Below are 12952 nucleotides of genomic sequence, written 5' to 3'. Positions count from 1 at the left end.
CTGTGGGGCGTGCTCATACCGTTTCCTCGAGTCTTGGCCGCAGCCGGCGGTCCATGCCCGCGCCTGCCACCGTTTCGTCCGCCAGCCAGAGTGCCAGCGCCGCCCCGTTCCCCACCTGCTCCGCCCGCGCGCGGATGGCCTCGGCCGCGCACCCCCGGCGCAGCAGCTCCGGCAGCCGCGCCAGCTCGGCGGCGTCGCCCAGCGCCGCGGCCACCCCTTCCAGCCGCTCCGCCAGCCGCTCCGCCCACTCCCCGGCCGTGATCGTCCGCGGCTCGGCGCTTTCCAGGTCCGCCATCTCCGCGCTCGTTCCGTGGCGGCTGGCGCGCCAGCCGTTCTCGCTGAGCAGCGGCTGAACGAACGACTCCGGCAGCGGCGTGTCGGGCAGCAGCCCCTCGGCCGCGCCGGCCACGATGGCGCGCGCCAGGGCCGCGGCGGTAATGGCGTCGTCCAGTCGAGGGGTGCAGTCCGTCACCCGCACCTCGACGGTCGGGTACCCGTGGTGCGGCCGCAGCTCCCAGTACAGCCGCCCCGGCCCGTCGATGCTCCCCGACTCCACCATCCAGCGCACCAGCGCGTCGTACTCGGCCATGCCGGCGAAGCGCGGCGGCGCCCCCGAGCGGGGCCAGCGGCGCCACACCACCGAGCGGTACGAGGCGTGCCCCGTGTCACGCCCGTCCCAGAACGGCGACGACGCGGTGAGCGCCAGCAGCACCGGAAGGTGAAGCCGCACCACGTTGCACAGCCGTGCACGATCCGTCCCCGAAGGCACGCCCACGTGCACGTGCATCCCGAAGATCGCCTGCTCGTCAGCCAGTGCGCGGTACTTCTCGCGCAGTTCCTGGTACACGGGGCCGTCGCTGAAGGGGTGCCCCCCCGCCGGGCTGAACGGGTGGGCGCCCGCGGCCACGATGCGCATGCCCTCGGCCTCCGCCGCCACGGCCGCCATGAACCGCAGCCGGGCCAGGTCGCCGCGAACCCCGTGCGAACCCCGCCACACGCCGGTGCCCACCTCGATGGTGTGTTCCTGCATCTCGGGCTTCAGCTCGCCCGCCCAGTCGCCCGAGATCACGTAGCGCGCACGGCTGCGCAGGGCGCCCGTGGCCGCGTCCACCAGCTGGTACTCTTCCTCCACACCGATGGTGAAGTCGTGGCTGCGGGACATCCTGCGTCGCGAAAAGGGACGCGCCCGGCGCCGCGAAGAGCTTAGCCGGACGGGCGCCCGGGGGCAAGCGCCCCCGGTGGCGGATCCAGCGGGCCCACACGCTCCACCCGCTCCCGCGCCGCCCCCGCGGAAAGCAACTCCCGCGCCGTCTGGCCCAGTACGGGATGCCGCCACTCCGGGGCGATCTCGGCCAGCGGATGAAGCACGAAGCCGCGCTGGTGCATGCGCGGGTGCGGCAGCGTGAGCCCCGGCACCTCCATCACCCGCGTTCCGAACGCCAGCAGGTCAATGTCGATGGTGCGGGGGGCGTCCGCGAAGGTGCGCACCCGCCCCAGCACGCGCTCCACCTCCAGCAGCGCGCGCAGCACCGCCTCGGGATCGCCGCGGGCCGTACCCATCAGGACGAGGTTGTAGAAGTCCGGCTGGTCGCGGTAGCCCACCGGCTCCGTGCGATAGACGGACGACACGCGGCCGATTCGCACCACGCCGTCCAGCGCCGACACCGCGCGCGCGAGCTGCGCGAGGGGGTCGCCCAGGTTGGCCCCCAGCCCCAGGATCACTTCGCCGTCAGGTGGATCGCCCATGCGGATGCGGTGGTGTGGTTCGCCCGGCGAGGTTGCCTGGACGGTACCTGCAGGAAAACGGCGCCCCTCCCGAAGGAGGAGCGCCGCCTGTTCACCTTGCCTGCCCGTCGGCAAAACCCGCCGGCTTCAGTAGCCGGGGTTCTGCGTCAGCTTCGGGTTGGCGTCGATCTCGCGCTGCGGCACCGGGAACAGCAGGCGGTTGCCCGTGATCCCGCGCGCCGTCAGCACCGCCTGCGCCGCCGGAACCGCGTCGGCGAAGCGCTTCAGGTCGAAGAAGCGGTGCCCCTCGTAGAAGAGCTCGTGCCGACGCTCGTCCAGATTGGCCGCCAGCACCTCGACCTGCGTGTCGACCGACGCCGGCAGGTTGGCCAGCCCGGCGCGGTTGCGGATCACGTTCAGGTCGGCGATGGCCTCGGGAAGCCGGCCGCCCAGGCGGGCCGCCGCCTCGGAACGGATCAGGTACATCTCGGCCAGCCGAAGGATCGGAACGTCGTCCGCGGTGCTGGCGATGTCGGTGTACTTGTAGCCGTACGCCGTGCCGCCGCCGGTGAAGCGCACGGCCACGGCGCGCCGCCGGTCGCCCGATTCGAACGAGTTGCGGAAGCCCGTGACACCCCCGATGGACGAGGCGCTGGGAGCGAAGCCGCGGCGTCCGCCCAGCGAGCCCGGGAAGAACCAGAAGGCGAGCGAGCCCGGGTCCGTTACGGTGAACGGGACCTCCATGATCGCTTCGTCGGTCTGCTCCTTCTCGAACACGTTCTCGTACTGCGGCTCCAGCGAGAAGTGGCCGCTGTCGATCACCTCGTCGGCCAGGTTGTAGGCCTGCTGCCACTCCCGCTGGTACAGGTGCACCCGGGCCAGCAGCGCGGTGGCCGCCTCGTAGCTGGCGCGGCCCTGGGCGTCGGAGCCCAGCTCCGGCAGCCCGGCACGGGCCGCGGCCAGCTCCGACTCCACGAACGCGAACACCTCGGCCGCGCTGTTGCGGGTCTGGCCCACGTCGGCCGGCACCTGGCTGATCGGCTGCGTGACCAGGGGCACGCCGCCGAAGAAGTTCACCAGGTTGAAGTAGTTCAGCGCGCGGATGAAGTGCGCCTCGCCCTTCAGCTGGTCGTACTCGCTCTCGTCGTCGAACTCGTCCTGCAGCGCGGGAAGCGAGGCCAGCACGTTGTTGGCGCGGTTGATCCCGCGGTACGCCGTGCCCCAGATCCCCGGGAGCGCGGTGTTGGCCGACGTGAGGGTGGCGCGCCCGACCTCGCGGTCGCTGGCGTACGTGCCGGTGAACGCCAGGTCTCCCGCGTACATGTCGGGGAAGATCACCAGGTCGCGGCAGTAGCCCCCGTCGCAGTCCTGCAGCGCGTCGTACATGGCGTTCACCGCCACGCGCACCTCGTCCGGCGTGTCGAGCGCCTCCTCGGAGGGGATCGCCTGCTGCGGAGTCGGGTCGAGCGGCTCGTCGCACGCGCCCGCGAGGGCCGCCAGCGCGAGGACGCCAAGAATTCTGAGCTTCATTCGCATTCTCCGGTTAAAAGCCCAGGTTGAGCCCAAGGGTGATCGTGCGCGCCTGCGGAAGCGTGTAGAAGTCGATCCCGCGGGTGATGCTGGCGGCGCCGTTGAAGTTCACCTCCGGGTCGAACCCGCTGTAGTCGGTCCAGGTCTTCAGGTTCTGGCCCTGCACGTACAGGCGCATGCTCGACACGCCCACGCGAGTGGAGAACCGGGCCGGGAGGTTGTAGCCCAGCACCGCGTTCTTGATGCGCACGTAGCTGCCGTCCTCGACGAAGCGGCTGCTGGAGCGCACGTTGTTGTTGCTGTCGTCGTAGGTGGCCCGGGCCTCGGTGGTGCTCGGGTTCTCCGGGGTCCAGCGGTTGCGCGCGCGGCCCGAGTTGTTGTCGATGAAGGTACCGAACGCGTCGGTGTACTCGCGGTTCCCGTTGTAGATGTCGTTGCCCTGCGAGAACTGCGTGAACACCGTCAGGTCGAACCCGCCGAACGACAGGTTGTTCGTCCAGCCGCCCGTGTAGTCCGGCCAGGGGCTGCCGATCTTCTCGCGGTCCTCGGAGGTGATCAGCCCGTCGCCGTTCAGGTCGCGGAACCGCACGTCACCGGGCACCGTGAAGTCCGACTGGTAGCCGAAGCCCTCGGGGCAGGTGGCGCCGGTCGCATCGTAGCAGATCTCGTCGTCTTCCTGGAAGATCCCGTCCATCACGTAGCCGCGGAAGAAGCCCAGCTCCTCGTCCTCTTCCACGCGGGCGACGAAGCTGCCGCTGATCCCCTGCTTGTTGTAGAGCTTGGTGACGACGTTCTCGTTGTGCGAAACGTTGAACTCGGTGCTCCACTCCAGGCCGCCCCGGCTCGCCGCGCGGATCGGCTGGGCACGAAGCGCCAGCTCCACGCCGGTGTTGCGCATCTCGCCGATGTTCTCGGTGATCAGGCCGAACCCGGTCGAAAGCGGGATGGGCCGGTTCAGCAGCAGGTCCGACGTGTTCTTCTGGTACCAGTCGAGGCTCAGGCCCAGGCGGTCGTCGAAGAAGCCCAGGTCGGCGCCGATGTTCAGCTGGTCGGTCTTTTCCCAGCTCAGGTCGGGGTTGGCCAGCTGCAGCGGGGCGATGCCGGGCCGGTCGTTGTAGTTCTGGCCGCCGGTGAACAGCGCCTGCGGCGCGAAGTCGCCCAGCCCCTCCTGGTTGCCCGTGCGGCCGTAGCTCGCGCGGAAGGCCAGGTCGCTGATGAGCCGGTTGTCGCGGAGGAACGGCTCCTCCGTCAGCCGGTACTGCACGGCCGCCGACGGGAACACCCCCCACTGGTTGTTCTCGCCGAAGCGCGACGAGCCGTCGGCGCGCACGTTGAACGTGGTGGTCAGGCGGTCGCGGAAGCTGTGCTGCACGCGCCCGAAGAACGAGAGCAGGTTGTACTCGGAAAGCGACGAGCTGCCGCCGGTGACCGTGGCGGCCGAGGCCAGCTGCTTGAGCCCCGACGGGAACTGCGTGCCGAACACCGAGTTGTACTCGCTGTCGTTGTCCTCGTACGCGGAGCCCACCACGCCCGACAGGTTGTGGATGTCGCCCAGGTCGCGCTGCCAGCTCAGGGTGCCCTCGGCCAGCACCTTGGTGGCGAACGAGTTGCCCACCTGGCCGTAGCCGTTGCTTCCCGAGCCGGGCGGAACGGTGGGCGAGTCGTACAGGAAGCCCCGCAGGCTGTACTGGTCCAGGCCCAGGTTCACGCGGGCGGTGACGCCCTCGAACAGGCGGTAGTCGGCGAAGATGTTGCCCAGCACGTGGAAGGTGCGCTCTTCGGCCCGGTTCAGCTCGTTGAGCGCCACCGGGTTGACGTACGCCAGCGTGTTCAGGTTGTAGTCGCCGTCCTCGTCGCGAACCGGGTCGACCGGCGCGCTGGCGATGGCGTTGGCGAAGGGGCCGTAGATGGTGTTGTCGCCGCGCGAGCGCTCGATCACGCCGCGGGTCAGCGCCACGCCCGTGCCCAGCGTAAGCCGGCTGCTGGCGGTGTAGTCAAGGTTCAGGCGGCCGTTCATGCGCTCGAAGCCGTAGCCCGACACGATGCCGTCCTGCAGGAACCGGGTGCCGCTGACGTAGTACCGGGCCCGCTCGGTGCCGCCGGCGATGCTGGCGAACACGTTGCTCATGGGGGCGGTCGTCAGGATCTCGTCGATCCAGTCGGTGCTGACATCGGGATCGTAGTTGATCGCGCCGTCCTGGCCGTTGGGCGCGAACAGCGGGATCTCGAAGGCTTCGAGGTAGCCGTCGTTGGCCCAGCCCTCGTTGTACACCTCGATGTAGTCTTCGGCGTTCAGGAAGTCGGCGTGGCGCCAGGCCTGCTGGCTGCCCACGTAGGTCTGCACGCGGATGTCGGGACGCTCGCCCGCGCGGCCGCGCTTGGTGGTGATGAGCACCACGCCGTTGGACGCGCGCGAGCCGTAGATGGCCGCCGCCGACGCGTCCTTCAGCACCTCGATGGACTCGATCTCGTTGGGGTTCAGGTCCGACAGGGCGTCGATGCCCTGCGTCTGCCCGATGGCGCCCTGGATGGTCGAGAAGTTGCCCTGGATGAGGGGCACGCCGTCGATCACGTACAGCGGCTCGTTGCCGGCCGAGATCGACGAGGCGCCGCGCACGCGGACGGAGATGGCCGAGCCGGGCACGCCCGAGTTCTGCACCACCTGCACGCCGGCCACGCGGCCCTGCAGCACGTTCTCCACCGTGGGGGTGGGGGCGCTTTCCGTTACCGCCGTCGGGCGGATGGACGAAATGGCGCCGCCGCCCGCGCGGCGGCGCTCCACCTGGCCGTAGCCGATGACCACGATCTCGTCGAGGCCCAGCACGTCGGTGCCCAGCGCGAAGTTCACCTCGACGGGCTCGGCGCCCACCGTGACGGAGCGCGTCTGCGCCCCATAGCCGATGCGGGCCGCGCGAAGGGTGCGCGCGCCGGCCGGCACGTTGGAAAGGGCGAAGCGGCCCTCCTGATTGGTGACCGCCGTCGGGCCTCCGCCCACGACGCTCACCGACACGCCCTGCAGCGGGTTGTTCGAGCCCTGCTCGACCACCCGTCCACGGACGGTTCCCGCCTGCGCGACGGCCGCCACGGGCGCAAGCGCCAGGGCGAGGGCCACCGCAAGGAGCACACGAAGTCTTGTCATCCTGTCACTCTCCTGGTTTCGCGCCGGCCCACAGGTAGACCGACGATGCCGGAACAACACCTGCCCGCAGCTGGTACCCGTTGCCGCGCGTCTCCGGCGCGGCCAACCCCCTCCTTCCCGGTCCGGCGTTCGCATGATGGGGCATCATACATGACGCGCGGCGCCCCGCGAACGTGACGCACCGGGACGATGAACCCACGCGGCGCCCCGGGAAGCGGGCCGGCGAACCGGAGGCTGTGCCTCCGCGGCTGGACGTGAGTGGGTTTCCGGGTACTGATAAGGTGCGGGAAGTGTAACCGGGAACAGCGGTTGGCGCAAGCAGCACGATTCTGGTTCCGCACACGAACGGCAACGGGAGGGCCGGCAGGTGTTTACGTTCGAAACCACGCACCACGCGCTGTGGGCCGAAGAGGTGGCCCGCGACCACGGCGTGCCCGCCGAGGTGGTTCCCGCGCCGCCGGCCGCGCGGGCGCGGTGCAACCTGGCGCTGGAAACGCTCCCCGGGGACGAGGAGCGGATGGCGGCGCTGCTGGACGGCGAGGGGGTGCCGTTCGGGCGGTGGGCCGGGGCGGGTGCGTGAGTGCGTGCGGGGCTTCTCCGCGGTCCGCTATCCCGAGGCGTCGATCTCCGCCATCACCCGTTCTTCGCATTCCGGGCAGTAGCCATGGGTCATCAGCAGTCCGTTGTCGGCCAGGAACGACACCAGGTGCCGCCACTCGCCCCGGCTTTCCTCCCCCGCCGGCACCTTCTGGCACTGGGCGCAGATGGGCAGGAACTCCTGGATCTTCTTCACGTGCCAGTGCGACTCCCGCAGCGCCTGCAGCGCCGAGTTCAGCTCGGCGGCCACCTTCGCCCGCTCCCGGGTGCTGCGCGCGAGCTCGCTGGACAGCTCCATCAGTTCGCGGGTGACCCGCGAGTCGCGCTCCGTCAGCGGCTCGCCGAAGAGCAGGCACACTTCCCCCTCCCAGCGGACACGGCACGAAAGGGTGAACGCGTACCGCTCCCCATCCGAAAAGGTAAGCAGCACGCCTTCCACGGGGCCCGCTCGCGCCGCCTCCATCGTGGCCAGGAGCAGCGCCGCGCTGTTCGCCGTCAGCAGCCGTGCCATGGGCGCGCCTTCGGCCAGCGGCGCGTGGGCGTGGCGGGCGGCCTCGTTCCACCGCACCACCGTGGCGTCGGGGGCGAGCACCAGGAGGTGCACGGTTTCCGCCTGCCAGACGAAGTCGTCCGGCACGAGGAGGGGATCCGGGCCGAACGATGTCATGGACACGGGGGCGGTGGCGGGAGCAGGTTTCCATCGTGAATGAATCTGTCGAGAAAGGGGCCGGCGCGGCAGTGCCGGCCCCTTCCGTTCGCGCCTGCCGCACCGCGGCGCCGGTCGCGGAGACCCGGAATCCCCCTCCTCGCGCAAACCGGCGATGGCGAAGGTCGCCCCTCGAGCGCGTCCTCGCCTTCCACCATATCTGGCGCATTGGGATCTATGCCGTTATTATGGTCTTCCCCACGCGTAGAATTGGCCCGTGCTTCCCGCCAGCACGCCGATCCACTCCGCCGCCCCCGCGCAATCCTTTCTTTCGATGGCTCCACCGGCGTGCCGGCATTCCCCGGCCCGGCCCGCGGCCTTGCTCCCGACCGACGGTTCTCCATGACGGCACCATCCACACCCCTCGCCTCCAAGGCTTCCACCGGCATCCAGGGTTTCGACGAGATGACGGGCGGCGGGCTCCCCCGGTCGCGCATTACGGTGGTGCTGGGCTCGGCGGGGGCGGGAAAGACGGTGTTCGCCCTGCAGACCCTGGTGTGCGGGGCCACCGGGCACCACGAGCCCGGCATCTTCGTGGCGTTCGAGGAAGACACGCGGCGCATCATGGAGAACGCCCACTCGTTCGGCTGGGACCTTCCCGCGCTGGAACGCGACCGGCTCTTCTTCCTGGACGCGTACGTTTCGCCCACGGTGACGGTGGCGGGCGACTTCGACCTGGAAGGGGTCCTGGCCCAGGTGGGGGAGCGGGCGGAGGCGCTGGGGGCCACGCGCATCGTCTTCGACGGCATCGACGTGCTGCTGTCGCTGCTGGACGGGCCCGTGGTGCGGCGGCGCGAGGTGTACCGGCTGTACGAGTGGCTGGCCCGGCGCGACTTCACCGCCCTGCTCACCGTCAAGGCCGAGGGCCCCACCCTGCTGGCCGACCCCGAGTACCAGTTCCTTCCCTTCATGGCCGACGCCGTGGTGATGCTCACGCACGACATGCGCGAGCGGGTGAGCGTGCGCAGCGTTCGCGTGGTCAAGTACCGCGGCTCGCGGTTCTCGGAAAACGAATACCCGCTGACCATCACCTCGTCGGGAATCGAGGTGGCCACCTACGGCCGGGCCGAGCTGCGGTACCCCGTCTCGCGGGAGAAGCTTTCCACCGGCGTGCCGCGGCTCGACGCCATGCTGGGCGACGGCTACTTCCGCGGATCCAGCGTGCTGATCACCGGAGTTCCCGGCACCGCCAAGACCACGCTGGCAGGCACCTTCGCCGACCGCTGCTGCCGCGGGGGCGAGCGGGTGATGTTCCTGTCCTTCGACGAGCCGGCCGACCAGATCGTCCGCAACCTTTCGTCGGTGGGGCTGGACCTGGGGCGCTGGGTTGATGAAGGGCGGCTGGACCTGTGGTCGCTGCGCTCGGAAGCACGGAGCGTCGAGGAGCACCTGATCGACATCAAGCGCCGGATCGAGAAGAGCGGGGCCACCGTGGTGATCGTGGACCCGCTGTCGGCGCTGGCCAAGGCGGGAGGCGAGGTGGCGGCGGTGGATGCCAGCCTGCGGCTGCTGGACTTCGCCAAGTCGCGGGGAACCACCGCGTTGTGCACCAGCCTGCAGAGCGGCAACGACCCGGTGACGGAAACCTCGTCGCTCGACGTGTCGACCATCGCCGACACCTGGCTTCACCTGGCCTACCGCATCCGCGGCGGCGAGCGCAACCGCTCGCTCACCGTCATCAAGTCGCGCGGCATGGCGCACAGCAACCAGGTGCGCGAGCTGGTGCTGAGCGGCGAGGGCATCACCCTGTCCGACGTGTACAGCGCGGGCGGCGAGGTGCTGATGGGAACGGCGCGGTGGGAAAAGGAAGAGGAGCTGCGCCGGGAGGCCGAAGCCGCCGAGCGCGAGACCCGCCGCCGCCGGGCCGAGATGGAAGCGTCCGCCGCAGCCGTGCGCGCCCGCATGGAGCAGCTGGTCCGCGAGCTGGACGGGTTGGAAACGGAGCGCCAGGCGCTCGCGGCCGAGGCCGAAGCCCAGGCCCGCGCCCGCCGGCAGGCCATGGACACCATCGGCCTCCTTCGGCGCGGCGACGCCGACGCCGCCCCCGCTCACGCCGGGGCCGCGCCATGACCGGCGGGCCGCCGCCGGACGCCGGCACGCAGCTGCGCCTGTACGTGGCGGGGAACGCGCCCAACTCCGCCGCCGCCGTCCGCAACCTGCAGCGGGTGCGCGAGGCGCTGGGCGAGTGTGAAGTGGAGATCGTGGACCTGTCGCAGACCCCCGGCCGTGCCCGCGAGGACGGCATCCTGGTCACCCCCGCGCTGGTGTGCCTGGCTCCCCGCCGGGCGCTGGTGCTGGGCAACCTTTCCGATACCGCGGCCGTGCTTGCCGCCCTCAGCCGATGATTGCCCCCGTCCCGCCGCAGCAGCGCCTGCCCGAGCTCATTTCGCGGCTCGGTGCCCTTCTCCAGGAAATCGACGACGCCACCGGCGGCCAGGTAGACACCCTGGTAGACCCGGCCAGCCAGGTGAGCTGGCTGCTGCGCGGCGCCCAGGAGGCGCTGGTGCGGCAGGAGCAGGAGTTCCGCGCCCTGGCCGAGAACTCCCCCGACCTCATCCTGCGCGTGAGCCCGGGGCTGCGGGTGATGTACGCCAACCCCGCGGCGCTGCGGATGCGGGGCGAGTCGCTGGACACGCTGCGCGGCACGCCCCTGTACGTGCTCACGGGAGGCGAGGCGGGAACGGACGCGCTGCAGGCGGCGATCGAGGAGGTGGTGTCGACGGGCCAGCCGCGCGAGGCCGAGTTCGTCTTCGGCGAGGGCGCCTCCGAGCGCGTGCTCCACGCCCGCCTGAACCCCGAGATGGGAACGGACGGCGAGCTCGCCTCCGTCCTGGCGGTGCTGCGCGACACCACCTCCGTCCACGCCTTCACCCGGGAATTGGCGGCGGCGCACAAGCGCATCAGCGGCATCCTGGAAAGCGTGACCGACGCGTTCTTCTCTCTGGACGCCGGCTGGCGGTTCACCTACCTGAACTCGCGCGCCGAAGCGCTGATGCAGCGCGACCGGGCGGAGCTGCTGGGCCGGTCGCTGTGGGAGGCCTTTCCGTCCTCGGTCGGCACCCGGTTCGAGACGGAGTACCGCCGCGTGGCCGCCGAGCGCGTGCCGAGCATGTTCGAGGAGTTCTACGCGCCGCTGAACACCTGGCGCGAGGTGCACGCGTACCCGGCCGAGGACGGCGGAGTGTCGGTGTACTTCCGCGACATCAGCGAGCGCAAGGCGCGGGAGCGCGAAACGGCGGACCTGGTGGAGCGGCTGGCGACCAAGCGCGCGCTCCTCGAGGCCGTGCTCCGCCAGCTTCCCGTGGGCGTGGTGATCGCCGAGGCCCCCTCCGGGCGGCTGCTGATGGGCAACGAGCAGGTGGACCAGATCTTCGGCCACGGCTACCAGCCCTCGGCCTCCATCGGCGAGTACGGCGAGTGGGTGGGCTACCACCTCGACGGGAGCCGGGTGCAGTCCGAGGAGTGGCCCCTTTCCCGGGCGCTGCGCACCGGCGTGCCCGCCGGCCCCGACGAGTACCACGTGCCCCGGGCCGACGGCACGCGCGGCACCGCCCGGCTGAGCGCCTCGCCGGTGATGGACGCGCAGGGCGCGGTGATCGCGGGGGTGGTGGTGATCGCCGACGTCACCGAGCAGCGCGCCGCCCTCGACGCGCTGCGGGCCAGCGACGAACGCTTCCGGCTGGTGAATCTGGCCACCAACGACATCATCTACGACTGGGAGCTGCGGGCCGGCACCGTGGACTGGAACGCCGCGCTGGGCACCCTGGGGCACGACCGGGCCACCATCCCCCGGACCGCGGCCTGGTGGTACGAGCAGGTGCACCCCGACGACACTCCCCGCGTGCGGGCCAGCATGGACGCCTTCCTGGCCGGGCGGGGGCTCTTCTGGGCCGAGGACTACCGCTTCCGCCGCGCCGACGGCTCGTACGCCCGCGTGTACGACCGCGCCCACCTGCTGCGAGGCGAAGACGGCCGGCCGGAGCGGATGATCGGCTCCATGCTCGACGTCAGCCAGCGCGACGCGGCCGACGCCGCCCTCCACCACCAGGCCCTGCTCCTGGACACGGTGGAGCAGGCGGTGATCGCCACCGACCTGCAGGGGAACATCACCTACTGGAACCGCTTCGCCGAAGAGCTCTACGGGTGGAAGCGACACGAGGTGATGGGCCGGTCCGTGGTGGAGGTGACCCCGTCGGAAGAGATGATGGAGGAAGCCGCGCGCATCATGGAGGCGCTGTCGCGGGGCGAAAGCTGGTCGGGGCAGTTCCCCGTGCGGCGCAGGGACGGCACCGCCTTCATGGCCCAGGTGACGGATACGCCCATCTGCGGGCCCACGGGCGAGCTGGTGGGGGTCGTGGGGGTGTCGTTCGACATCACCGATCGGCGGGAGCTCGAGGAGCAGCTTCGCCAGTCGCAGAAGATGGACGCCGTGGGTCAGCTGGCCGGCGGGGTGGCCCACGACTTCAACAACCTGCTCACCGTCATCACCGGCAACCTCGAGTTCCTGCGCGGCGACCTGCCCCGCGAGCTCCCCGAGAGCCACCCGGTGTGGCAGGACGTGGACGAGGTGGCGCAGGCCGCCGAGCGCGCGCGCGCCCTCGTGCGGCAGCTGCTCACGTTCAGCCGTAAGCAGCCGGTGCGGCTCGAGCCGCTCGACCTCGCGCGCGCGGTGCGGCACGCCGAGGGGCTGCTCCGGCGCGTGATCGGCGAGGCGGCCGAGCGCGCGGCCAGCCTCACGCGGCAGCTGCTGGCCTTCAGCCGCAGGCAGATCCTGAAGCCCCAGCCCGTGAACCTGGCCAGCCTGGTGAGCGGCCTGCTCCCCATGCTCACCCGGCTGATCGGCGAAGACGTGGAGCTGTGCTTTACGGCCGGCGCCGCGGCGGCGCAGGCCGAGGCCGATCCCGGGCAATTGGAGCAGGTGCTGATGAACTTGGTGGTGAACGCCCGCGACGCCATTCCCGCCGGCGGCGGGCGGATCATGGTGGAAACGCGCGAGGTACTGGTGCGGACCGGCGACGAGGGTCCCGACGCCGGCCTGGCCCCGGGGCGCTACGCCGTGCTGGCGGTGCGCGATTCGGGAACGGGAATGCCGGAAGAGGTGCGGCGGCGCGTGTTCGAGCCGTTTTTCACCACCAAGGAGCCCGGCAAGGGCACGGGGCTGGGATTGAGCACGGTGTACGGCATCGCCAGGCAGAGCGACGGGCACGTGTTCGTGGACAGCGAACCCGGCAAGGGCACCGAGTTCCGGGTGTACC

At 70.9% G+C, this 12952-nt stretch carries 9 protein-coding genes; 4 read left to right on the top strand and 5 right to left on the bottom strand.

Translation table 11 applies throughout. The features are described from left to right. Window positions 1-13: 13 nt before the first annotated feature. From VIB55_RS12000 to VIB55_RS11985, 4 genes are all read right to left on the bottom strand, one after another. Entirely contained in the window at window positions 14-1162 is a 1149-nt protein-coding gene (locus VIB55_RS12000) for a carboxylate-amine ligase (RefSeq protein WP_331876885.1), read from the bottom strand. 41 nt (window positions 1163-1203) lie between these two features. Beyond that, complete coding sequence (gene folK / locus VIB55_RS11995; protein ID WP_331876884.1) at window positions 1204-1746, bottom strand: 2-amino-4-hydroxy-6-hydroxymethyldihydropteridine diphosphokinase; 543 nt, start codon at window positions 1744-1746, stop codon at window positions 1204-1206. A 126-nt stretch (window positions 1747-1872) separates the two neighbouring features. Next, on the bottom strand, window positions 1873-3255 hold the full coding sequence (locus VIB55_RS11990; RefSeq protein ID WP_331876883.1) for a RagB/SusD family nutrient uptake outer membrane protein: 1383 nt from the start codon (window positions 3253-3255) through the stop codon (window positions 1873-1875). Between the two features lie 13 nt (window positions 3256-3268). Beyond that, window positions 3269-6394, bottom strand: coding sequence for a TonB-dependent receptor (locus VIB55_RS11985; protein ID WP_331876882.1), 3126 nt, complete (start codon window positions 6392-6394; stop codon window positions 3269-3271). Between the two features lie 367 nt (window positions 6395-6761). Between VIB55_RS11985 and VIB55_RS11980 the strand changes: the two genes are divergently transcribed. Further along, a complete protein-coding gene (locus VIB55_RS11980) occupies window positions 6762-6974 on the top strand; it encodes a DUF3343 domain-containing protein (protein WP_331876881.1) in 213 nt (70 codons plus the stop codon). Between the two features lie 27 nt (window positions 6975-7001). On the opposite strand, the gene VIB55_RS11975 is transcribed toward VIB55_RS11980, so the two are convergent. Then, window positions 7002-7664 carry a hypothetical protein gene (locus VIB55_RS11975; protein WP_331876880.1) on the bottom strand — a complete coding sequence of 221 codons (663 nt, stop codon included), beginning with the start codon at window positions 7662-7664 and terminating at the stop codon, window positions 7002-7004. A gap of 375 nt (window positions 7665-8039) precedes the next feature. Between VIB55_RS11975 and kaiC the strand changes: the two genes are divergently transcribed. The 3 genes from kaiC to VIB55_RS11960 all read left to right on the top strand — a co-directional run. After that, window positions 8040-9767: a circadian clock protein KaiC gene (gene kaiC / locus VIB55_RS11970; protein WP_331876879.1), complete on the top strand. Its 1728-nt coding sequence runs from the start codon at window positions 8040-8042 to the stop codon at window positions 9765-9767. Next, a complete protein-coding gene (locus tag VIB55_RS11965; protein WP_331876878.1) occupies window positions 9764-10042 on the top strand; it encodes a circadian clock KaiB family protein in 279 nt (92 codons plus the stop codon). The genes kaiC and VIB55_RS11965 overlap by 4 nt, the downstream gene beginning before the upstream one ends. After that, window positions 10039-12952 (top strand): PAS domain-containing sensor histidine kinase (locus VIB55_RS11960; protein ID WP_331876877.1); only part of this gene is annotated, 2914 nt, incomplete at its 3' end. The genes VIB55_RS11965 and VIB55_RS11960, both read left to right, overlap by 4 nt.

It is taken from the genome of Longimicrobium sp. (assembly GCF_036554565.1).
Taxonomy (GTDB): Bacteria; Gemmatimonadota; Gemmatimonadetes; order Longimicrobiales; family Longimicrobiaceae; genus Longimicrobium.
This window is presented reverse-complemented; position numbering and strand designations above follow the sequence as displayed.

Excerpts from the sequence above, each read along its gene's own strand:
- VIB55_RS11990 (WP_331876883.1), bottom strand. The coding sequence starts at position 3,255 with ATGAAGCTCAGAATTCTTGGCGTCCTCGCGCTGGCGGCCCTCGCGGGC.
- kaiC (WP_331876879.1), top strand. The coding sequence starts at position 8,040 with ATGACGGCACCATCCACACCCCTCGCCTCCAAGGCTTCCACCGGCATC.
- VIB55_RS12000 (WP_331876885.1), bottom strand. The coding sequence starts at position 1,162 with ATGTCCCGCAGCCACGACTTCACCATCGGTGTGGAGGAAGAGTACCAG.
- VIB55_RS11985 (WP_331876882.1), bottom strand. The coding sequence starts at position 6,394 with ATGACAAGACTTCGTGTGCTCCTTGCGGTGGCCCTCGCCCTGGCGCTT.
- VIB55_RS11965 (WP_331876878.1), top strand. The coding sequence starts at position 9,764 with ATGACCGGCGGGCCGCCGCCGGACGCCGGCACGCAGCTGCGCCTGTAC.
- folK (WP_331876884.1), bottom strand. The coding sequence starts at position 1,746 with ATGGGCGATCCACCTGACGGCGAAGTGATCCTGGGGCTGGGGGCCAAC.